We start from the raw sequence: 23,510 nt of genomic DNA, 5'->3' as shown, positions 1-23,510 counted from the left end.
TTTATTTTAAATTATTTTGTTATTTAAATCTAATAGAGTAAAAGAATAGTAGTATAACTACTTTCCATCATCACCTCCTTGGCCACCACCATCTCCTCCAGTGTCATTACCACCGCCAGTTGTAGGGTTGTCTACGGTATCAGGGTTTAAATTCATAGCCATTTCTTGTAAGTTTTTGTTTTCCATGTTATATAGTTTTTTAATGAAACAATTTTTTGGGCGGGGGATATCCAAATGCCTAAAATACTAGGTTTTTGGCAAAAGGGCAAATAATTAACATTACTTTTCGTAATTACATTATTTCTTCATCTTGGTAAACAAATCCCATAACACCACACCACAACTTACTGAAATATTCAACGAGTGTTTAGTTCCTAATTGCGGAATTTCAATACAAATATCTGAAGCAGATACCACTGCTTGCTGCACCCCTTTTACTTCGTTGCCAAATACTACTGCATATTTCTGATTGGTTTCTGGAGTAAAAGTATCTAACATCGTGCTATTTTCAACTTGTTCAATACTTAAAACATTTACGTTTTCGGCTTGTAGTTTTTCAACCAAATCCATAGTGTTTTCAATATGTTCCCAATCTACCGATTCAGTAGCGCCTAAAGCAGTTTTATGAATTTCTTTGTTAGGTGGTGTAGCAGTAATACCACACAAGTATATTTTTTCAATTAAAAAAGCATCCGAAGTTCTAAAAACAGATCCTACATTATTCAAACTACGAATATTATCCAATACTACAATGATTGGAGTTTTGTTAGTTTGCTTAAACTCTTCAATGGTTTTTCTACCTAGTTCGCTGTTTTTTAATTTTCTCATAAAATGGTTTTCAGGTTCAAAAGTTTAAAGTTGTGGATAACTTGAAACAAAAGAAACTCTAAACTTTTATATCTTCGCAAAACTAACCCAAAAAATCCATAAACTTGGCAAAAACAAAGGCAAAAAAGGTAACTCCATTAATGCAACAGTATAACGGAATCAAGGCAAAATATCCTGATGCAATGTTGCTCTTTAGAGTAGGCGATTTTTATGAAACCTTTGGAGAAGATGCGGTAAAAGCATCCGAAGTTTTAGGAATTATTTTAACCAAAAGAGGAAGTGGTAGTGAAAGCGAAACGGCCTTAGCAGGTTTTCCACATCACTCTTTAAATACCTATTTACCCAAGTTAGTAAAATCTGGGTTACGTGTGGCAATTTGTGATCAGTTGGAAGATCCAAAAATGACCAAAACGATTGTAAAAAGAGGAGTTACGGAGTTGGTAACACCAGGAGTCGCTTTGAATGATGAGGTATTACAATCGAAATCGAACAACTTTTTAGCGGCAGTTCATTTTGGGAAGAAATTATTAGGAGTTTCTTTTTTAGATGTTTCTACAGGAGAATTTCTCATAGCTCAAGGGAACGAAGAGTATATCGATAAACTCTTGCAAAACTTTACGCCAAGTGAAGTATTGGTTGAAAAAAAGAACAAACAACGATTTTTAGAAGTTTTTACTAACCGTTTTCATACCTTTTATTTAGAGGATTGGGTATTTCAAAAAGACTATGGAGATGAATTACTCCGAAATCATTTTAAGGTGAAAAACCTAAAAGGATTTGGAGTTCAGGAGTTAGAATACGGAATTGTAGCCGGTGGTGCTGCGATGTATTACCTATCGGAAACTCAACATAACAAAATTGAACACATACAGTCTATTAGCAGAATTGCCGAAGATAATTATGTGTGGATGGATCGTTTTACTGTAAAAAACTTAGAATTATACGGTGGTAATTCGGTGAACTCTGTCTCACTATTAAATGTGATTGACAAAACGATTTCTCCAATGGGAGGACGTTTGTTAAAACGTTGGTTAGCACTTCCACTAAAAGATTTAGAGCAGATTCAGCAGCGACATGAGTTGGTAAAATACCTAATTGACAATGATGTTTTCTTTGAAACGGTAAGCTACCAATTGAAACAAATCTCCGATATCGAACGATTGATATCAAAAGTGGCTACGGGGAAAGTGTCTCCAAGAGAAGTTGTCTTGTTGAAAAATTCGCTTAAAGCCATTCTTCCTATAAAAACTTCCGCAGAGAAAAGCGAAAATACTGCCGTTAAGTTATTGGGGGAACAAATTAACACTTGTGAAGCTTTAATTACAAAAATTACAGAGACCGTTTTAGAAGATGCTCCTGTAAATATCAATAAAGGAAATGCTATTGCAAGTGAAGTTTCAGAAGAATTAGATGAATTGCGCAATATTTCTAATTCAGGAAAAGAGTATTTAGATAGTATGCTGGCTCGTGAAACGGAACGAACAGGAATTCCGAGTTTAAAGATTGCTTTTAACAATGTATTCGGTTATTATATTGAAGTTAGAAATACACATAAAGATAAAGTTCCAGAAGAGTGGATTCGTAAGCAAACTTTAGTAAATGCAGAGCGTTATATTACGGAAGAGTTAAAAGAATACGAAGCGAAAATTTTAGGTGCAGAAGAGAAAATTCAGCAGTTAGAAACGGAGATTTTCGCCAAATTAGTACAATATATTATTGGTTTTGTACAACCTGTACAGCAAAATGCACAGAATATTGCAAAGATTGATGCATTATTATCGTTTGCTACGTTGGCAATGGAGAATAACTATGTGCGTCCGATGTTGGACGAAAGCACCGATATTGAAATCAAAAACGGACGCCATCCAGTTATTGAAAAACAATTACCTATCGGTGAAGAATATATTGCCAATGATGTAGTGTTAAACTGTAATCAGCAACAAATTATTATGATTACGGGTCCGAATATGTCGGGTAAATCGGCTATTTTACGTCAAACCGCATTGATTGTACTGTTAGCTCAGATGGGAAGCTATGTACCCGCACAAAATGCTCGAATAGGAATTGTAGATAAGATTTTTACTAGAGTAGGTGCTAGCGATAATATTTCGATGGGGGAGTCGACATTCATGGTTGAAATGAATGAAACCGCATCGATTTTGAATAATATTTCCGATCGTAGTTTGGTGTTGTTAGATGAAATTGGACGAGGAACTTCTACTTATGATGGAATTTCAATTGCTTGGGCGATAGCAGAATATTTGCATGAACATCCATCAAAAGCTAAAACTTTATTTGCGACACACTATCATGAATTGAATGAAATGACTACAACTTTTGAGCGTATCAAGAATTTTAATGTGTCGGTAAAAGAATTAGATCACAGTATTATTTTCTTGCGTAAATTGGTAAAAGGAGGAAGTGACCACAGTTTTGGTATTCATGTAGCGAAGTTGGCGGGTATGCCGAATATGGTAATTCACAGAGCGCAAAAAATATTAAAAGAGTTAGAAGAAAGTCACAAGCATCAAGAGGTAAAAGAAACCTTGAAAGAAGCACAGCATCAAGATATGCAAATGAGCTTTTTTCAGTTAGACGACCCGTTGTTAGAAGATATTCGAGAAGAAATTTTGACTACAAATATTGATACACTAACACCAATTGAAGCCTTAATGAAACTGAATGAAATAAAACGAATGTTGACGAAAAAGTAAACGCATTGCAACACGATATTAGCTTTAAACATATCAATAAACTAGCATTTCCTGCATTAGTAGCAGGTGTTGCAGAGCCTTTACTTTCTACAACCGATTTAGCCATTGTGGGGAATATTGAATACAATGCTACTGAAAGTATTGCTGCGATTGGTATTGTAGGCGCTTTTCTATCAATGTTAATTTGGGTATTCGGACAAACACGTAGCGGAATTTCTTCCATCGTTTCTCAATATTTAGGAGCTAATAAGCTTGAGGAAATTAAAAATTTACCTGCACAAGCCATTGTTATAGTGTTAGGGGTAAGTGCTCTTATTTTAGGATTGAGTTATCCGTTTGCTAAAGAAATTTTTGAGCTATATAATGCTTCTGGAACCATATTAGACTATTCGGTAGATTATTATAAAATCCGTGTTTTCGGGTTTCCGTTTACGCTCTTTACCATTGCCATTTTTGGTACATTTAGAGGTTTGCAAAATACCTATTATCCGATGATCATTGCTTTAGTAGGTACTGTTATAAATATAGTGTTAGATGTTGTGCTGGTTTATGGAGTTGAAGGATACATTCCTGCAATGCACATTCAAGGAGCAGCGTATGCAAGTGTAGCAGCTCAAGTTACCATGGCAATAATTTCTGCCGTATTGTTGTTGAAAAAGACAGATATTTCATTAAAATTCACACTACCATTTAATTCTGAAATTCCGAAGTTTATCAATATGGTGTTGAATTTATTTGTTCGAACTTTAGCACTAAATGTTGCCCTATATTTCGGAACATCCTACGCTACCGATTATGGCGATGCCTATATTGCAACGTATACTATCGGCTTTAATTTATGGCTTATGGGTGCTTTTATGATTGATGGCTATTCTTCCGCAGGAAATATTTTATCAGGAAAACTTTTAGGCGCAAAAGCATATAAAACCTTGGTCATTCTAGGAAATAGATTAATTAAATATGGTTTTTTCTTTGGATTGTTTTTAGCGTTGGTCGGATTTGTTTTGTATCAGTTTATTGGAAGAGTTTTCACCAAAGAAGCTGAAGTTTTAGAACAGTTCTACAATACTTTTTGGATTATTTTAATCATGCAACCTATATGTTCTATTGCCTTTATTTATGACGGAATGTTTAAAGGAATGGGAGAAATGAAATATTTACGAAACGTTTTGTTGTTAGCAACAGGATTGGTTTTTATTCCGACACTCTTATTTTTTGATTCTCTAGACTATAAATTATATGCAATTTGGATTGCTTTTTATCTATGGGTGATTGCCAGAGCAGTTCCATTAGTTGTTAAGTTTAGAAGTAAATTTTTACCGCTTGCTCAAAAAACGTAATTTTGAACAAAGAATAAACAAATGACTACAACTAGAGAAAACGGAAGTTTATATACGCATATTGAAAATAAAATAGCAACAGTTGAATTCGGGCACCCAGCAAGTAATTCTTTTCCAAGTGTATTGTTAGAGCGTTTAGCCAACGAGTTTGATAAATTATCAATAAACGATGAGGTTTCAATAATCATACTAAAATCGGAAGGAGACCGAGCTTTTTGTGCAGGTGCTTCGTTTGATGAATTGGTTGCAATTGATAACTTAATAGATGGAAAAGCATTTTTCTCAGGATTTGCGAATGTAATTAATGCAATGCGTCGTTGTTCAAAATTAATTATAGGGAGAGTACAAGGAAAAACCGTAGGAGGTGGAGTTGGATTAGCAGCTGCTTGCGACTATGTGTTAGCTACAGAGCAAGCCGCTATTAAACTTTCTGAGTTTACGATAGGTATTGGTCCATTTGTAATTGCACCTGCCGTAGAACGCAAAATAAGCGTAAGTGGATTAGCAGAATTAACCTTAGATGCTACTAGTTGGAAAAATGCGTATTGGGCGAAAGAAAAAGGTTTATACGCTCGTGTTTTTGAAACACAAAATGAATTGGATAAAGAGGTAGAAATTTTATCAGAAAAATTAGCATCGTATAATCCAGAAGCGTTAGCAGAAATGAAGAGAGCATTATGGAAAGGAACCGAACACTGGGAAGAATTATTAATTGAAAGAGCTGAAACTTCAGGAAAATTAGTCTTGTCAGATTTCACCAAAAAGGCTTTAGAAAAATTTAAAAAATAAGCTATGTTTTTAGTACAAGAAGAAAAAGGTTCTGCAGCTTACAATGCAGGATATGAAGTTGGGTATGAAGTAGGAAAGTGGGTAGCACAAAATCCGATATTAACGCTATTGATTGGAGTCGTAGTTTCAGTAGGTTTTGTGTGGATATTAACAAAAGTTGTAAAACAAATTCGTACTTTCGGCGAATAAAAACAAAATAGTATGGGCGGAGATTATTTATTTGCCATTTTAGCAGCAGGTGTAGCGGTAGTGTATTTCTTTAACAAATACAGAGCAAACAAGAAGTTTAAAAGAAAATAACGTATTACAATCTTTTAGTTGTCGCTTAAGACAAGCTAAAGTGAAGTAATCTTTCATCACTTCTTTTAAAATAGAGAACTTATGGGCAAGATTAGAATTACCAAGCAATTTAACTTCGAAACTGGGCATGCATTGTATGGTTATGACGGAAAGTGTAAAAATGTTCACGGACATAGTTACAAACTTTCGGTAACAGTAATTGGCTCACCAATTAGAGATACATCGAATGTTAAATACGGTATGGTTATCGATTTCGGAGATCTGAAAAAGATCGTAAAAGAAGAAATTGTTGATGTATTTGACCATGCAACAGTATTCAATAAAAACACACCTCATATTGAATTAGCCAAAGAGTTAAAAGATAGAGGGCATCATGTGATTTTGGTAGATTATCAACCAACCAGTGAAATGATGGTGATTGATTTTGCTCAAAAAATTCAATCGCGTTTACCAGAAAACATTAAACTACACGCAATTAAGTTACAGGAAACAGAAACTAGTTTTGCAGAGTGGTATGCAAGTGATAATTAATTAAAATAAGTAGTTATCATTGAAGAATAATTGTTCTTCAATGATTTACTTTCCGTTAAATTCATTCATTGTATTTGCTAATCCTGCATTGATAAATGAGGTAATAGCATTAACAGAAGTTGGAATGCGTTCAATCATGGCGCTTTCTTCTTCAGAAGACCATTCTCCTAAAACATAATCAACTTGTCTTCCTTTAGAGTAGTCAGCACCAACCCCAAAGCGAAAACGTGGATAAGCACCTGTGTTAAACTTGTCTTGGATGTCTTTTAATCCGTTATGACCACCTGAACTACCTTTTCCTTTTATACGAATCTTTCCAAAGTCGATATTTAAATCATCGGTAATAATCAGTAAGTTTTCAATTTGAATATTTTCTTTTTGCATCCAGTACTTAACCGATTTTCCGCTTAAATTCATATAAGTATTCGGTTTTAGAACAATGACTGTTTTTCCTTTAATTTTAAGTGTAGCAACATCACCTAGTTTTTCAGATTCAAAAGATCCATCGTATTCTTTTACGAAAGCATCTACTATTTTAAAGCCAATATTATGACGTGTGTTGTCATATTTCTCACCAATATTACCTAAACCTACTATTAAAAATTTCTTCATTGTATCGTCTTCTGTAGCTGTTGAATGTGTTTTAGAAAAACCAAATAATCTTTTCCAAAGTGTATTAAAAATCATAAGCCAAAAATAAAAAAAAGCGCTACACTTGGTAACGCTTTTTAAAAACTTAACGAGGTAAGTCTTATTTCTTTTCAGCTTCAGCTGCTGCTTTTGCCGCGTTACGAGACATACGAACTTGAGCAACTACTGTGTTATCTGGGTGTAAAATTGTGAAGTTATCGTTTTGTAACTTAGTTACATATAACTTGTTACCAATTTCTAACTCAGTAATATCAGCTTCGATAAAATCAGGTAAGTTAGCTGGTAAAGCTTTTACTTTTAATTTACGTAAGTTGTGACGTAATGCACCCCCTATCATAACACCTTTAGATTTTCCTACTAAACGTACAGGAATTTCCATAGTTACAGCTTTGTCTTCAAATAATTGATAGAAGTCAATGTGTAAGATATCATCACTTACTGGGTGAAATTGAGTGTCTTGTAATACAGCGTTATATGTAGCTCCTTCTAATTCAATCGTAGCAGTAAATACTTCTGGAGTATAAATTAATGATTTGAACGCTTTTTCATCTGCTGAAAAGTGAACAGGCTTGTCTCCTCCGTATAATACGCAAGGAACCTTTCCAGCATTACGTAAGGCTTTTGTTGCTTTTTTACCTACGCTTTCTCTTTGAGATCCTTTGATTGTAATTGATTTCATTACTTTGTTTATTTATTTACATTAAAAATTGATCGCTAATAGATGTATTGTCTTGAACTTTATGCATCACATCAGCGAATAAAGCGGCGCAAGATACAACTTTTATTTTAGAAATGTTCTTTTTTAAAGGAATTGTATCTGAAACGATTAGTTCTGTTAATTGCGAATTTTGAATTCTTTCATAGGCATTACCTGAAAGGATAGGGTGAGTACAAATAGCACGTACACTTTTTGCACCACGTTCCATCATTAAATCAGCAGCTTTAGTTAATGTTCCTCCTGTATCAATCATATCGTCTACAAGAATTACATTTTTGTCTTTTACCTCACCAATAAGCTCCATGTGCGCAATTACATTGGCTTTTTGACGTTGCTTATAACAAATAACTACATCACTTTCTAAGTATTTAGAATATGCGTAAGCTCTTTTAGAACCACCCATATCTGGTGAAGCAATAGTTAAATTGTCTAAACCTAAACTTTTTACATAAGGTAAAAAGATGGTAGAAGCAAATAAATGATCTACTGGTTTTTCAAAGAAACCTTGAATTTGATCAGCATGTAAATCCATTGTCATAATTCTAGTTGCTCCAGCAGTTTCTAATAATTTAGCCACTAATTTAGCTCCAATAGCTACACGAGGCTTGTCTTTTCTATCCTGGCGAGCCCAACCAAAATAAGGCATTACAGCAGTAATGTGTCTTGCAGATGCACGTTTAGCAGCATCACACATTAATAACATTTCCATTAAATTATCAGTAGAAGGAAAGGTTGATCCTACGATGAAAACTCTTCTTCCCCTGATTGATTCTTCGAAAGCAGGTTGAAATTCACCATCGCTAAAGTGAGTGGTAGTTACATTTCCGAGTTCAACTCCGTATGCATTAGCGATTTCCTCTGCTAATTCAATACTTTGTGAACAAGCAAATATTTTAGGGCTTAATTGATTTGTAGCCATTTAGAAAAGGATATTTTAGTTAGTGTTGTTGTTGGGGCAAAAATAAAACTATTTTAAGAGTTTAAAAGATATTTTAAGCGAAATATTTTATAGATTTGCACTCACTATAAGCCAAAGTGGTGGAATTGGTAGACACGTCGGATTCAAAATCCGATGCTCGCAAGGGCGTGTGGGTTCGAGTCCCACCTTTGGTACTGACTGGGAACTAATTAAGGAATTAGTTCCCTTTTTTTTTTTAGAACCTTTCAAGCCCTTGTTATATCTATTCATAAGGAGAATAGCTTCGTTTAATTCTACGGTTCGAAATTTCCCATCTGAAAAAGTTAACTTACCCGAAAAGTTCGAACTCAGTATTTGTCTTTTAATTTTAGTTGAAGCAGCATTATATAGTCTGTCTACATTTGAAATCATTGTAACTCCAAATGATAATAGTTTATCTATATCGCTTTGAAAATCTCCTAAATCTAACTTGCGTTGTTTTAATTTTATTTCTTCTAACTTAAACTTTTCACAAAAGGTGTTGTAGATATCATCTTCTATTTTTCCTGAAATGTATTTGTCTGTTAAAGATATTTTATCACTGTGTACCTGTTTTAGCCTGTTTTCAATATCCTTTATAGCTAATAGTCTATCAGATGTACTCTTTTTATATTCTTCTATCAAAACATCTTTAAAAAGGCTTATGATTTCTTCCGAGGGCTTTATCTTCTTCAATAGCTTATTAAATTCATGATGGATTATTTCAGCTTGATACCTTTCTTCACATTTACAATCTGATTTACATTCATAATATTTATAATATTTTGTATTCTTTCTCTTTTTCCCATTATTTGAGTTAGAACCGTAAAAAGGGTTACCGCATTTATCGCAAATGATGTAGCTGGTTAATGGAAAATTTTCATTTACTGTTCTAGTACTTCCTTTTTGATTGGTTTTACCATTTTTTATAAGTTGTACTTTTTCAAATATATCGTAAGGAACTATTGCTTCGTGCTGAGCTTCTATAACAGAATAAGGAGGGATATTATGTTCCTTTAAATCTATGTATCCTTTATATAAAACATTATCTAACATTCTACTAATTTGAGATTTAGATATCTTAAGTCCTTTTTCTTTATATTTCTTAACAAGATCTTTCTGGGTGTATAACCCTAGAGAATAATCATAAAATAGTTGCTTAATAAGTGGAGCTTTTTCATTTGGCTCAATATAAGTTTTTCCTTGAGAGTTTTTTGCCAAACTAAATCCTAATGGAGGTGTTTTAGTGTATCTTCCATCGCTTAGCGATGCTCTTTGTCCCATTGAGGTTCTTTGTCGAATTTTTTGTCTTTCTACTTCTGCAAAGGTAAAGCGTAAAGTTTTTATTATTTTAGCATCTGTTGAGTTTACATCTTCTTGCCACTCACTTACAAAGTTTACTTCTACACCTAAATTATTTAACTTTCGTGTCATAGTTAGAGCGCTTTCCGTATCTCTAGAAAATCTATCGTGTCTATCTACAAGAAGAACATCTATTTCTCCTTTATACTTTTTCAAATATTCTAATAGTTCAATAAACTTTGGTCGTTCAAAATTTGCTGCTGAGGCATTTTCTTGAAAGATTTTCATTAAAAGAATTGATTCTCTATCACAAAAATTATTGATGTTGTCAACTTGATTTTTAAGACTATTTCCAAGTTTTCTTTGCTCAGAAGTGCTTACTCTTGCATAACCAATAGCGCGTTTATACTTTTTCATCTACTTTATTTTGTTCAAAACAATCTATTATAATCCTAGCCTGAGAACGAAGAAAGTCTCTAATTTTCTTTTTATCCTCTTCAGTAAGCTTTTCAGAGGGGGATTCTACTATTTTTCTCCTCTTATTTCCCATTAGTTGTATTACCAGTATTAACTATATCAACTTCAATATAATCATCTATTATAATAGTCATATTAGAAAAGTTCCAATTGATAAGTATTTCTTTTAATTTACTGTTGTTCTCTAGTTCACTAGACTCTGTAATTAATCTAGTATCTCCTTTTTCCACAGTAATTCTAATTTCTTTGAAGGAGTTTGTTTTTAAGAAGAATAATAGTTTTGTTCTTTCAATATCATTGATGTTTTCTAGATAATTAAAATCAATACTAAAAGAATTATTTTTAAATACTTTAGTTACGTATTCTGTAAAGTTTACTGTGAGATGAATAGGGAATTTCCCTCTCTTAGTTAGTCTTTGATATGTTTCTATAGAAATAAAGGAAATTTCACCAGTTTCAAAAATTAACATATAATTTTCTTCACCAAATATTGTTTTTAAAACATTGTACTTGAAGTAAGTAAAATTTTTTACTTTGAAGTCTAATTGCTCACGTATGTGTTTGATTTTTTCGAGAGGAAAACCAAATTTCCTTAAATCTGCAATTAGATGCAGCCAAATGCTTTCTAGTTTATCAAACCTTTTGACTTTTCCTTTATCATCTTCTGAAATATGGACTATACCCTTTTTTATCCAATCATTTAAAAGTTTGGGTGTTATATTAACTTTTATTCCAGATTTATTTTCATGTAAGCAATAATTAAGAAGTTTGCTGTTAGCTAGCTCATAAAGGTTTTCAGAAGTATTATTAAGGATTTCATTTATTGCCTTCTCTTGAATTTTTGGAGATAGATCTTTTAGTTTGTTAATATCCATGTCTAGTAATATTTTATACAAATATATAAAATATTACCTTAGAGTAACAAAAAAATAAAAAAAGAAACCTTTAGGTAAAATTAAACTTCTATTTGAATCTCGTTCTCTATTCTTATTTCATTATAAATGGGTATGTTAGCACCTAAAATTTCTAAAGAAACGGTTAAGGCATAAGGGATTTCTTCTTTGTTTTTATCCCATCCTTTATGACCTAATACTGCAAAACTTATATCTTCTGAAAGATCATATGATTTAATTATTGCCCAATCCTTTTGAACAGTACTATTATTTCTGTTTATCCCCTTAGCATCTCCATAATCTGATCTATTATGTATTTTCCAACCGAAACTACTTAAACTGCCTCTAGCGTCTTTATCATATTCAGTATTTCTTTCTTCAATTTGTTTTAGGGCAAATTCTTTAAATTCTTCATATGACTCATTAATTTTAGAAGTTTTCCAATCTAACCATGTTGAAAGGTAAGACTTTGTTCTCTGTCTGGTTCTTCTAATTTTAGCAGTATATGCTAAGGTAACTTCAATTAAAATATCAAACTCATCACCTTGATTTCTGATTGATTCGGGTATTTTTAAAGAATAGATTTGACCTTCTTCTGCACTAATTAAGTTTGTGCTATAAAAAGTGATTCTGTGTTCTGTGTTTTTAGTAACCCTTTTCAACGAAGGTATGCCATACCCATAAAACCTTATTGCTTGCTCTGTAGGGCTTTTATATAAATCATGAGGTAATCTAGCTCCTTGTATAACCAAAGCTCTAAGAAGATTAACATTTTCTGTAGGATATAGTTTTTTTAATTGTCCAACTATATGACTTACTTTAGGTGCAGCAAAAGAAGTTCCTACTGAATCACTTCCAAAGGCAGAGCCTCCATGTAATGTTGAGTTAATTAACTCAATAGAAGTGCCATTAGAACTAATCATAAAATTTCCATCTTTTGAAACTTTATGAGTACCACCGTATTCTACTATCTCAGGTTTAATTTTTCCCCATATCCCTGTTCCAATTCTAGAAAAAGAAGAAATATCATCTTTATCACCAATTGAAGCCCAATTATCATTCTCTAGTGATAAGTGATTAATAGATCCAACAGATAAAGAAAAACTACTTTGAGCAGGGTTAGCAATTCTATAGTTGTTTTTTTCCAGATATTTTGGATAAGTATTACCGCTAGTGAATTGATGTTTTATTTCTATTTCAGGAATATTTCCTACTGAATTTATAAATAATACTCCTTCTTCATGGGTTAGTGTATCTAGCATTGCTGCCCAAGTACTCATATGTTTTAATCTATGGGGAGATGAAGAATTAATTGACAAGTTAAAAATTTTACAATCTTTATTTTCTTCAACTATACTTTTCATTAGTTCAGCAGGAAACTCATTACAAAGCATATTGTTTTTATCTAAAACTCTTAGGTTTCGTATAAAAAAAGGAAGTTGATATGGTTCTTCAAGATGTGTTATACCATCAGGATATAAAATCGCACCAGCTACTTTTGTACCATGTCCTCCTCCTTTAACTTCATCAGCTGTAGAGGAAGTTGAATTAACATAAGACTTTGAGTTTTTAGGGATTATAGATTGCTCTATATACTTATGGTTTTCCATTACACCACTATCAATAACCCCTATTTCTGGACTATCTTCATTAGGGCTTATTATTTCTAGATCGTAATTTGGTAAATCTGAAAAATTTCCTTTATTGCCTTTGATTTCATCTACTTCAGTTACTTCAAAAACAAATTGATAATTTATAACTAGGTCTTTTAATCCCTTTCCACTTATTTCTACTTCACAAGCAAAGCTATCTTCTAATTCAACAATTGTACTGGTTATATTTCCATAGTGGTTTATAAACTCTTCGAAGTGGTCTTGTCTTTGCAGCATTAAGACATCTCTATCAATAAGACTTTTTTCATATGCTTCTAGTTTTTTTTCATACCCTCTTTTTTCTGGGTTTGGAGCTTGGCCAATAGGCTTATCAAATGCGATAGAGACTTCAAGTTTATAGTTACTTTTATTGTCTATATTTCCCCACTTAGCATATAATTCTTCCGATAGTATGTATTTTGGTTTCCAAACATCTCTATTGCCTTCATAAATTTGCCAGAAATCAGCTATTTTAGCTGAGCCATAAGTGTTTTCTGCAAAATCGTTTATCTTTTCTTTTAATGTTCTAAAGTTATCCAGAGACGCACCAATTATGAAACCATTTTCTTCTTCGGAGATTATTTCAATACCAAAGCTTTCAAGGTTAAACCCTGTGTTAATTATATCAGGGTTTATTTGAAGAAAAATTGGTTGAATTTCAAGATTAATTGATGCGAGATCTAGTTTTTTTCTATTTTCATAGCTTTCACTCCAGTCTTGTTGGTAATTTGTGACCCAGCGTTGTAATTTTCCGCTATGTTCTTTACGGTTATTTTTATTCTTACGTGTTAGATCATTAGTCTCTCCACCTCCAAAGTTTCGAGCTGTACCAATTATTTTTTCTGAAAATTTTAAATGAGGAAATTTTTCCATCTAAATTACATATTTATAGCTTGATTTTCTTCTAAAGCTATATCTAGGTAATCAGTTGAAATTTCTTTACTTGAATTAATAACTGCTTTTTTAGCAGCATCGTTAGCTATCTTTACAATGATAGCATAAGATAATCCTAACATTTTTTTAGCATAATTCTTTAGGTTTATAGATTTACCTAATTTTAATGCTGAAAAAGTTTTAATTAGGAGTTCCGTAATTTCTTTTTCTGTAGGTTTAGGTAGTTCAATAAAATCATCAAATCTCCTAAATAAAGCTTTATCTAAACTTCCTTCTAAATTTGTTGTAGCAATTATTATACCTTCTCCGTCATATTCTTCCAATAAACCTAAAAGAATATTGACTATTCGATGTATTTCACCAACATCATTAGAAGAGATATTTCTTTGTTTTCCAATAATATCGAATTCGTCAAGTAAAAGTACGCATGGGTAACTTTCAATACTTTCAAATAACTTTTGAAGGTTTGAAGCAGATTCTCCTAGATAAGATGACATTATGGTATCAAACCTAACTTTATAAAAAGGAAGCCCTAAATTCCAAGCTAACCTCTCAGCGGTCATACTTTTACCACACCCCGATGAACCATAGAGCAAAATCTTTTTTCTAGGTTTAAGACCATATTTGGCTAATCTTTCTCTAGCCAGATATTCTTTTTCAATTCTTAGAATTTTATCTTCGATTTCTTGAGATAAAACCATATCTCTCCTTAAATAATCCCTTTCTATATGAGTAGCTAAAGGTAGCCTATATCTTCTGTCTAAAGGCATTTTATATACCTTTTCCTTAGCTAATTTTAGTTTAGGTTTTTTTTCTTTGGAAATGATATTTTCACTAATAATTGCGTCTAATTTATCAGCTAATCTATTATGACCTTTCCTTTTCTCATCCTCAATAATACTATAGGCAATTTTAATCAATGAAGTATTAGAATCTCCATCAATGGATTTAAACAGTCTTGTTAATAATGCCTGATTCATATTATTTTTAGTAAATGAAATTTATTTTAAATTATCACAAAATTACCACATTCTTATATAAATGACACCGTATAGATAGTGATTTTTTTCTTAAAAACCAAAAGCCTTTATTACATGTAATAGAGGCTTTTAATTTTTTAGATAAATTATAAGCTTAATTATACGATACCTTACAATTTTTAACTACAACGAGCATGTTTAAAGACTTTCCTTTACAAGTTCCAGCTATCGTTATTTTTTGCCCTTTCTGTAATTTGGATATTATCTTATTGTTTTCAGAACTGAAATAGCATGTAACATTTTTCAAGAAGTCTACTTTCAAGCTTACATAAGGTGCATTAGTAATGTCTTTTCCTATCTCGTTAATAATACCAGTAACAGCTATTTTTTTGTTTTTGTATTTTTCATCAGCAGCTACTTCATTTTTTTCGTAAGTGTCGAAAAGCTGTTTAGCAGTTACTTCAAAATCTACATTTAAAACATATGGACTATCTGGATATACTTTCTTAACATGTTTTTTATATTCTTTTAAGCTCGATATAGAAGGATAGAGAAATGTTTGGTCTTTTTTTATAGTAAACCACGAACTAACAGAATTATTAGCTTCAAAGAGCTTATTTAGAAAGGTCTCATTATTAGGATCTAATAAATTGAATATTCCTGTCATATCATATGGTTTATTAATTTCTTCTGTATCCTTATTTTCAGGATTATATATCTTACTAGAATTTCCAAAAAGATTATATTTTTTTCTATACCTCTCAAAAACATCTATAATTTCAGTTGGAATACCACCTTTTGTTTCTGTTGCCAATTGTATTGAAGAAACAGCAAAGCTCATTTTGTCTGAACTATTTTCTGATTTTTCAACATCTATAACCAAAGGTTCTTCTATTGTAAAGCGTTCTTGTCCATTAGGATTTGTATAGATGGATCTTACACCGTTATTTATTACTGTTAATAAAGGTAAATACTCGGAAGAAACCACCTTATTGATAACTAAATCGTTGTAGGTTTTGGTGTTTTTTATGTCATTTATGGTTTGTTCTCTATTCTGTAAGTTTTCTCTTGATAGTTTTTCTACTGAATTTTTGACCTTTTGTGCATATTCATAGTATTTAGAAGGTTTTTTTTCAGAATCAGAGGTAAAAGAATTGTCATTAAAAGAAGATCCATCATGTGTTTTAATAAATGCTCCTGAAATTAGTAATAGGAATAAATAGAAACCATAACGAATTACTTTATTATTCCACAGTTTAAAGTTTTCTTTAATTTTTAAAGAAATACTAGGAAAAATAACTAGACCTAAGAAGATTAAGAGTAGAGAAGGAATAAATTCTTTACGGATAAACCCACTTAAACCTGATAGGATTAATAAGATTGAAACAATTTTTTTAAAGATGTTCATTTGACTGAAATTTTTAAGAGCTTTCAGTCCCAAAAAGCTAAGATTAAAATTCACAAAAAAGCGTGGGTACTGTAACTTAAGGCTTAAGAGGTACCGCCAAGCACCCTGCACACAATAAGAACAGCCCACGCCGAAACGTGAGCATTAGTCCTAATCTTGTGTGCTTTTTAAAATTGGCGGTTTTCTCAAGCAAGATTCAAGCTAACGCTAATCTATATTTTTATTAAAATTATTTTATACTCTTATATTTCAATTTTTTGTTTTACTACAAAAAAAATTTTGTTGAATATCAAAATTACAAATTAATTGCTAACGAATGAGTTTTATATCTGTCATAAAGTATTAAAACTTGTGAAGCTGTAAATTCTTTGCCTCTTCGAGTCTTGTAGCCATTCTCATTAAGTTGTTTAGCAATCTTTCGATAGCTAAATTTTTGATTTTCTCGCATTCCTACTATTGCTAGTGTAGCCATTTTGTTTTGAGGGTTGTTTAAAGCGTTTTGTTTTATAGCTTCCGTTCCTTTTTGTCTTGCTTGTATGGTTAAATTTTGAGGAGAGCCAAGTTTTACCCCTTTTTTGCGAAGTTCTGTAAGTGCTAACTTTGTTCTTTTACTTATAAGCTCTCTTTCTTCCTGCGCCAATACAGCAAGTATTCCGATAGTTAAAGAATTAGCATCAGGCATATCGGCACAAACAAAATTTACATTACTTTCTTTGAGCATATAAATAAATTGTACGTTTCTAGAGAGCCTGTCCAACTTCGCAATTAAAAGAGTTGCATTTTCATTTTTGCAATGTTGTATAGCTCTAAGTAGTTCAGGGCGTTTATCCAGCTTTGCACTTTCAACTTCTTGGTATTCGAATAGTAATTTGTCGCTAGAGTTAAGAAAATGGCTCACAGCTGATTTTTGAGCTTCTAGTCCTAAACCTGAATTACCTTGTTTAATAGAGCTAACTCTATAGTAACTTATATATTTCATTTTTTGTAACGTTTCTTAATGGGACGTTTAAGAGTTTTAACGGGTATTGCTACTACCTTTAGTTTCTCTTATTTCTCCTTTTTTATGTGTTGAATTTTTGTAGAATTATTTTGTATTACTCCAAAATTTTCCTGTTGATTAAAATTACTTCCTCATTCAATACATCACAAGGGTGCTCCCAGTATTTGTAACCATTATAATAAAATACTCTATATAAAACACCTTCAAAGATTTCAGGATTACCAAAAAATCTGATATGGGACACTATTTGTAAAAAGAGTTCATTATTGTCAAAATCCTTTTTCAAAGTATAGTAATGAGGATTTTTAGGTGTTGTTTTAGCAAAAATCCATTGACTTTTTTCTAATGTTTTTCCTACTAACTCATCGGTCAAGTTATAATGTCCTCTAGCTTTATATTCATTGTGTTTCCAAAACTCTTTTTGGGCTTTTATAGAGCTTTTAATGTACTCGGTAGTCTTGATGTTGTTTTGATTAAGAAAATCGCTTAGAATATATCTATAACAAAATTCGTTAGCGATTCCGTAACCTAAAAGAGCTACTTTTGACTTACTGTGTTTGTTTAGGAGGGAGGTAATGGTAGTTTTTATTCTTTCTATCCCTAATCTTTCAAGATTGTCTCTGTATAAAAGATAGCAAGCAAAGTAATCTTTTGCTTTTTGGTTATGATAGAATCTATAAGTGTTTAAGCCTCTGATTCTTTCTATTTCTTCTTTTTGTTTGTAGTTACCGTAAACTTTACCTGTTACGCTAATACATAGGTAATTTTGAATTAACAGCTCCGATGTATACACAAACGGAGCTGTAATGATAGTTGTATCTTTTGTCATTACTAAAGATACGAAAAAAGAAGGTTTTAGAAAAGATTATTTGTGAATAAAATTGATAGTTTGTAAGCCTTCTAGTAGCTATTTAGTAACTTAAATTACTAATCTATCGGTTCTTCACTTAGAATTGAGATAGATTAAGGTGTGATCCCTCGCCTCCCTTATAATCCCTTTATAACCGTTTACTTTTTTTCTCTATACTTAATGTGTCAAAAAGACTAAGATTTTTATTTCAGGATCATATTTTTAATTTTTTATAAGTGTTCTTGATAAATTGATTTTAGTTTAAATTGTCAAACAACTCATAGTATCGTTCTATGTTTATTTCCCTATCAACATTTTCTTTTGTTTGAGTTCCTTCAAGAAGTATTTTCTTGTAAAAGGTATTAAGTTTCTCTAATAGCTTATCTAATTTTACTTGCTCAATCGGGTCAAAAGATTTTTTCTTCAGTTTAAGAATAGCTTGTAAGCTAAGTATTTTACCATCTATTTCAAATTCTTTAAACTTATTGTTTTTGTGGATAATACTTTTTATAGAACCAATGCTAACGTCCGTTTCATTATTTTTATCAACACAATCGGGATTTGGGTACATTGAGTCAACTTTGACTCTTAAAGATGAGTGTGTTACACCAATTATTTCAGAACTGTGATCAATATAATTTCCACAATATGAATTACTAAATAAAATTTCATCTCCTTTAAATGTTTTTAAAAAGGAGACTACATTAGAGAATGTTAGGTCTTGGTACATAATATTTGTTTTTAGGTATAGTTTATTTTTTTGAATTAAAATCTAATATTTTACTAACGATTTCTTTTTTAGCTCCGTCAGAGTCTTTCATTGTTTGAGCAATTCTAAAAGCAAAAAGGGAGTTATGAATAAATATTTGCCTACTGTAGAAATAATTTAATTGAGTTATCGAATTTTTATAAACCCATAAAAAGAGCCCAGAAACTAATTCTATAATTACACCACTTGAAATTGTTATAAGCTTGATTTTTTCAGAAACTTCTGTATTATTTATTTCGAGAATATCAGACGGAATAAGATAAATAATTATTCCAAAAATTATTAAAACAAATCCTGCCCACATAGCTATAATACTGTATTTATAACTTTTTTGCGTTTGACTTAGACCTAATTTGTAGTATGTTTCAAGTTCAAGTTTACTGTAAGTAATTAACGGGATTAAAAGTTCTGAATCAGTTTTTTCAAGTTTATCTTCATATGTAAGTCTTTCTTTATTAATTTCGTCAAGTTTTTTCTGAAATTCTTTTTGAGCATCGTTTGCATATATATCAAAAACATCTTCAATCCATCCAAAAAAACCACTTAATAAAGGTATAGGGATCATAATTAGCATTAATGCTCCATAAATCGCAAAAAATCCACTCCAAAAGCCGCCATTTGTAAAGCCCCAGTTCCAAAGTTTAATAAGTAAGTAGTAGCATAAAAAATAGGAAGCAGATATTATAATAGTTAAAAATAATACTGTTGTTAATATAATAGTGATTAATCTAAACCACTTGTTAGTGTATTTTAACCAAATAACAAAAGCAGATGGTTTGTTCTCTTTCTCTTTTTTCTTTTCTATTTCGTCTATCATTTTTTTGAACTCTAAATTGTACTTAATATGTTACAAAGCAATAAATATAATTCTTATCAAGTTAGTTTTCTTGTGATAAATAGAATATTTGTGCTATAACCTTATTAGACAATTAGTAAAAAATTATAGAGTTTCAAAGACTTTACCATTTGTTATTTTGATAATTACATATTATGTACTTAGTTTCAAGCGATTCTTATCATTTTTTTAAATCAGATAAATTTTTAACTACTTTACATTTCTTCATCAAAACGTTCATCATTAATCCACTACATTTACCATAGACAGTAATTCGTTGTCCTTTTCGTAATTGAGAGGCAACATTAGCATCATCAAGAAAACATTGTACACTTCCTATTATTTCGCCTGTTTTCAATGTTACATAAATGTTATCCATAAAATCTTTTTTGATATCATCAACTATTCCTTCAACATAAAACCATTTATTTTTGAAATCGTTATCTGCACTTACCTCATTTTGTTGATAAGAATAGTATAAACTTTTAGCAGAAACAGTTTGATTTTCTCTTGTTTCGATTTCTTTTTGTCTTTCAATTAATAAAAGACTGTCTTTTTGAGCTTGATTTAGACTTTTATCTGCTTGTATTTTTTCAGAAGCTGATGGCTGGTTAGAAGCTTCTGATTTATTTTCATCCATGCTACCAAAGGCAATGAATAAGAATAAAATTAAAACAGAAGTAGAAGCAAGGTGAAGTAGAATTTTTTTCATGAAATTTGAAGTTTATAATTAATTGATTTTTTAAAAAATATAAAAGGTAAAGTCATTCCGAAAGAGTAAAGTACTAAGTCGGTAAAATCGAAAGTTCCTTTTATGAGACTAAAAAGCTGACCTAACTCTGAACAGACTGCCAAAACAGGAATTATTAATATCCAAAAAATATTTTTTAAGGAAACATAATTTTTCCAAATGAATAATATTAAACAGATGTAAGAGAATATCCAAAGTCCATCAGGAAGTGAAAATAAAACCCATCTAGGAATATTTTCAGCATAAGGAATTGTATATTTTCTTAAGTTATTTAAAGCTTCGTTTATACCAATAACTTTGTACCAATTAAACATTAAAAGAGATGAAGATCGAAAAAGGATATAAATAAGCCCACCGATTAAAAGTGTGGTTATATGCCAAAAAAACAACTGTTTCCTCATTTAGTTTAATAATTTGATTAACAAATAAAATATAAAAACATATAAACTCTTTATGGTTTCCCGTATTCTGGATATCTTTTAGAATTTATTATAAACAGTCTATATTTTTCTTTGTAAATAAGTTATTACTTCTAATTATCAAATGTTTTTAATTTTTAGTGTTAGACTTTCTTATTGTCTTTAGAGAATTGAATCTCATGACTCTTATTTTCCCTTAGATCCCTTTATTACCGTTTCCTTTTTTTCATATACTAATACTTCTTAGATTTAATAATTATATTAGACTTAATAAGGTCTGCTTCTACATATCTCAGGTATTTTTTACCTTTTCTGACTCTGTTTAAATTTATATCCATTATCATCTGTAAAGAGTTCTTATGATCATTTGTTAATTTGACCCCATCAATTTCTAAAGGATTAATGTTTTTTCGAATCTCTATGTATCCATAAGCTTTAGCAAGTTGTTTGTATGTATATGCCGTTTTTTTACTAACACCAATACATTTAGCGAGATATAAACAAGGAAGAGAATAATAACCTTTGTTTCTTTTATAGGAGCGAAGTCTGGTATGACCTTTTTTTGATACCGACTTTCTATCGCACCATCTTTTGTAGTTTCTGTAATAGATTATTAAAACAGCACAACAAAAGTTTTTTAAATCTTCAAATGTATTATTCTCGTAAATTGAAGCTCTCTTAGTTTTAATATCTAAAGCTCGACATAACTTAGTATAGCTTATTATTCTTATGGATTTTATAGAGGAAAATATTACAATCCAACTTTCTTTAATTAACCAATTAAGACAGTTTTTAATAGTCTTTTCATTGAGGTTTAAGTACTCTGCAATTTCTTTAGTTTTTTCAAAAGGATTACTTATGTACTTCACATGACCGCTTGAAGTAAATTTTAAGTATAGGTATACTTTAAGATGATTTATCTTTCGGTTGTATATACAATATTGGCATAAGCCTACGGGTATGGAAGTATAAAGTTCTTTCATACCTTAAGCTTGTTTTCTGCTGTTATTTGATATTATGGACAGTAATCCAGCCTCTTTTAAAACAGGCTTTAACTCATATAATTTTTTAAAGCCTAAGTAAACTTGGTTCGAAAGTAGTTTCGGGCTGGGTACTAATACTTCGCAGTAAGTATATTCAGTATAATTATCTTAAGTAAAAATAAAAAGCTAAGAAAAAATTGAGACATAAAACCCTTTCTTTCAAAAAATTAAAAAAAGAAGGATGAAAAATGTTAAATTCTCTCAAACTCCACTAGTAAATTTATAAATTATTGTGAAATCTAATTTTCATTTAGACTTTCTATTTTCATCGTTGCGTTTTCGTTATTAGGATTTAGTGATAAAGATTTTTTGTAATTATTAATAGCATTTATTTTATCTCCAAGTACTTCATAAGCCTCCGCTAAACTATCAAAAGCATTATACGAATTAGGGAAGCTTTCTGTATTCAAAAGAAAAAAAGATAATGCTTTTACTTTATCTTTTTTATTGCTGCTTTGAAGCATACGGTAACCAACTCGGTTCACGAGAGCTTCTGGTGGTTTGAAACTCCAAGAAAGTTGCTGGGAAAGTATCTGGAAGTGTTGTTTAAGTTGTTCTACAGTTTCTATATTTCGATAGTAAATTCTATATCCATCAAAAATAGTAGAGATACCATTGTAAAAAGCAATCAGTGAAATTGAACTATGGTTTTCATTTTCAAAGTATTCTAGTTTTGCAGGGAAATAGCCTTCACATTTACGATTTAATGACTCATATAACCTCATATGACGATCTCTGTTTGTAATATTTCTTTTCCCCCAATTGGCAGTAGCTATATATAAAAATCTTTTAAACGATTTTTGAGTTATGGCATCTAATTTAGTATCCATGGTCTTGGAATCCCACGTTCCAAAGCTAGGGTCAACGACAATGAAGGAGTTAAAAACAGTATTTTTTTTCATGTAGGCATGTGTGGTTATTAATCCACCTAAAGAATGCCCAAACAATATTCGATAAGATGCTGTCCTATAATTTTCATCTAGTTCTTTTATGAGTTCATCTTCTAGAAAACGTAAAAACTTTTCGCCACCGCCTGTATTGTTTTCTCTTACGGTAATTATTTTATCTGGTGTAAAATCTCGCCTTCTATCAATATTTATGACACCGACTACAATCATTTCCGGAATTTTAAGGTTATAAGCAGAGCTCATATAATCTACCATACCAGTTATAGCCTTAAAATGTATGTTACTATCTAGTATAATAAGTAATGGATATTTTTTGTGTGAAGATGCTTGGTCATTGTAAGACTCGGGAAGGCTAACCCAAAACTTCCTATCTTCATTTAGAATATTGGAATGGAGGCTATGTTTAGTGCCAACAATTACTTGTTTAGCATCTTGTGATGTAGCTTGTTTAAAACAGAAAATTAAAAGTAGTGTTGAAATAATATATTTATTCATGTTGCTTGATTTTATCGCTTATTGAA

At 31.1% G+C, this 23,510-nt stretch carries 22 protein-coding genes, 1 tRNA gene and 1 pseudogene; 6 read left to right on the top strand and 18 right to left on the bottom strand.

The genetic code is table 11. The annotated features are described in order from the left end of the window. Nucleotides 1–57: 57 nt before the first annotated feature. Complete coding sequence (locus ACKTSU_RS13900) at nt 58–186, bottom strand: hypothetical protein (RefSeq protein WP_408037112.1); 129 nt, start codon at nt 184–186, stop codon at nt 58–60. Nucleotides 187–297: 111 nt separating this feature from the next. Continuing rightward, nucleotides 298–828 carry an RNA methyltransferase gene (locus ACKTSU_RS13895; RefSeq protein WP_408037111.1) on the bottom strand — a complete coding sequence of 177 codons (531 nt, stop codon included), beginning with the start codon at nt 826–828 and terminating at the stop codon, nt 298–300. Nucleotides 829–932: 104 nt separating this feature from the next. Between ACKTSU_RS13895 and mutS the strand changes: the two genes are divergently transcribed. From mutS to ACKTSU_RS13870, 5 genes are all read left to right on the top strand, one after another. After that, entirely contained in the window at nt 933–3,542 is a 2,610-nt protein-coding gene (mutS, locus tag ACKTSU_RS13890; RefSeq protein ID WP_408037110.1) for a DNA mismatch repair protein MutS, read from the top strand. Nucleotides 3,543–3,547: 5 nt separating this feature from the next. Beyond that, the gene (locus tag ACKTSU_RS13885; protein WP_408037109.1) at nt 3,548–4,882 is read left to right on the top strand and encodes an MATE family efflux transporter; all 1,335 of its coding nucleotides are present in this window, start codon (nt 3,548–3,550) and stop codon (nt 4,880–4,882) included. Between the two features lie 21 nt (nt 4,883–4,903). Then, nucleotides 4,904–5,671 (top strand): enoyl-CoA hydratase/isomerase family protein, encoded by a 768-nt coding sequence (locus tag ACKTSU_RS13880; RefSeq protein ID WP_408037108.1) that lies wholly within the window; start codon nt 4,904–4,906, stop codon nt 5,669–5,671. 3 nt (nt 5,672–5,674) lie between these two features. Continuing rightward, nucleotides 5,675–5,860 (top strand): hypothetical protein, encoded by a 186-nt coding sequence (locus tag ACKTSU_RS13875; protein WP_408037107.1) that lies wholly within the window; start codon nt 5,675–5,677, stop codon nt 5,858–5,860. Nucleotides 5,861–6,052: 192 nt separating this feature from the next. Further along, a complete protein-coding gene (locus tag ACKTSU_RS13870; RefSeq protein ID WP_274635196.1) occupies nt 6,053–6,502 on the top strand; it encodes a 6-pyruvoyl trahydropterin synthase family protein in 450 nt (149 codons plus the stop codon). A gap of 45 nt (nt 6,503–6,547) precedes the next feature. On the opposite strand, the gene pth is transcribed toward ACKTSU_RS13870, so the two are convergent. From pth to ACKTSU_RS13855, 3 genes are all read right to left on the bottom strand, one after another. After that, entirely contained in the window at nt 6,548–7,114 is a 567-nt protein-coding gene (gene pth, locus ACKTSU_RS13865; RefSeq protein WP_408037167.1) for an aminoacyl-tRNA hydrolase, read from the bottom strand. A gap of 139 nt (nt 7,115–7,253) precedes the next feature. Then, nucleotides 7,254–7,832 (bottom strand): 50S ribosomal protein L25/general stress protein Ctc, encoded by a 579-nt coding sequence (locus tag ACKTSU_RS13860; protein WP_408037106.1) that lies wholly within the window; start codon nt 7,830–7,832, stop codon nt 7,254–7,256. 16 nt (nt 7,833–7,848) lie between these two features. Then, a complete protein-coding gene (locus tag ACKTSU_RS13855; protein WP_408037105.1) occupies nt 7,849–8,790 on the bottom strand; it encodes a ribose-phosphate pyrophosphokinase in 942 nt (313 codons plus the stop codon). Nucleotides 8,791–8,900: 110 nt separating this feature from the next. On the opposite strand from ACKTSU_RS13855, the gene ACKTSU_RS13850 reads away from it, so the two are divergent. Then, nucleotides 8,901–8,984, top strand: a tRNA-Leu gene (locus ACKTSU_RS13850). 763 nt (nt 8,985–9,747) lie between these two features. Here the strand turns inward: ACKTSU_RS13850 and ACKTSU_RS13845 are convergent. The 13 genes and pseudogenes from ACKTSU_RS13845 to ACKTSU_RS13785 form a co-directional block, all read right to left on the bottom strand. Further along, nucleotides 9,748–10,527, bottom strand: a pseudogene (locus ACKTSU_RS13845) (recombinase family protein); the annotation flags it as partial. 122 nt (nt 10,528–10,649) lie between these two features. Beyond that, the gene (locus ACKTSU_RS13840) at nt 10,650–11,462 is read right to left on the bottom strand and encodes a MerR family transcriptional regulator (protein ID WP_408037104.1); all 813 of its coding nucleotides are present in this window, start codon (nt 11,460–11,462) and stop codon (nt 10,650–10,652) included. 80 nt (nt 11,463–11,542) lie between these two features. Then, entirely contained in the window at nt 11,543–14,005 is a 2,463-nt protein-coding gene (locus tag ACKTSU_RS13835) for a S8 family peptidase (RefSeq protein WP_408037103.1), read from the bottom strand. A 5-nt stretch (nt 14,006–14,010) separates the two neighbouring features. Next, complete coding sequence (locus tag ACKTSU_RS13830) at nt 14,011–15,006, bottom strand: AAA family ATPase (protein WP_408037102.1); 996 nt, start codon at nt 15,004–15,006, stop codon at nt 14,011–14,013. A gap of 154 nt (nt 15,007–15,160) precedes the next feature. After that, entirely contained in the window at nt 15,161–16,414 is a 1,254-nt protein-coding gene (locus ACKTSU_RS13825; RefSeq protein WP_408037101.1) for an OB-fold protein, read from the bottom strand. A gap of 295 nt (nt 16,415–16,709) precedes the next feature. Next, nucleotides 16,710–17,393, bottom strand: a complete 684-nt coding sequence (locus tag ACKTSU_RS13820) for a recombinase family protein (protein WP_408037100.1) — start codon at nt 17,391–17,393, stop codon at nt 16,710–16,712. A 115-nt stretch (nt 17,394–17,508) separates the two neighbouring features. Further along, complete coding sequence (locus tag ACKTSU_RS13815; RefSeq protein ID WP_408037099.1) at nt 17,509–18,243, bottom strand: hypothetical protein; 735 nt, start codon at nt 18,241–18,243, stop codon at nt 17,509–17,511. 277 nt (nt 18,244–18,520) lie between these two features. Continuing rightward, a complete protein-coding gene (locus ACKTSU_RS13810) occupies nt 18,521–18,994 on the bottom strand; it encodes a hypothetical protein (protein WP_408037098.1) in 474 nt (157 codons plus the stop codon). Between the two features lie 22 nt (nt 18,995–19,016). Further along, on the bottom strand, nt 19,017–19,850 hold the full coding sequence (locus ACKTSU_RS13805) for a TRADD-N-associated membrane domain-containing protein (protein WP_408037097.1): 834 nt from the start codon (nt 19,848–19,850) through the stop codon (nt 19,017–19,019). 199 nt (nt 19,851–20,049) lie between these two features. Further along, entirely contained in the window at nt 20,050–20,580 is a 531-nt protein-coding gene (locus ACKTSU_RS13800; RefSeq protein WP_408037096.1) for an OB-fold protein, read from the bottom strand. After that, the gene (locus ACKTSU_RS13795) at nt 20,577–20,933 is read right to left on the bottom strand and encodes a hypothetical protein (RefSeq protein WP_408037095.1); all 357 of its coding nucleotides are present in this window, start codon (nt 20,931–20,933) and stop codon (nt 20,577–20,579) included. The genes ACKTSU_RS13800 and ACKTSU_RS13795 overlap by 4 nt, the downstream gene beginning before the upstream one ends. Before the next feature lie 338 nt (nt 20,934–21,271). Beyond that, a complete protein-coding gene (locus ACKTSU_RS13790) occupies nt 21,272–22,021 on the bottom strand; it encodes a hypothetical protein (protein ID WP_408037094.1) in 750 nt (249 codons plus the stop codon). Nucleotides 22,022–22,320: 299 nt separating this feature from the next. Continuing rightward, a complete protein-coding gene (locus ACKTSU_RS13785; RefSeq protein ID WP_408037093.1) occupies nt 22,321–23,484 on the bottom strand; it encodes an alpha/beta hydrolase-fold protein in 1,164 nt (387 codons plus the stop codon). Nucleotides 23,485–23,510 lie beyond the last annotated feature (26 nt).

Source organism: Tenacibaculum aestuarii, from assembly GCF_964510395.1.
Classification (GTDB): Bacteria; Bacteroidota; Bacteroidia; order Flavobacteriales; family Flavobacteriaceae; genus Polaribacter; species Polaribacter aestuarii.
The sequence above is the reverse complement of the archived record's forward strand: the minus strand, read 5'-3'. Positions and strand labels throughout refer to the sequence as shown.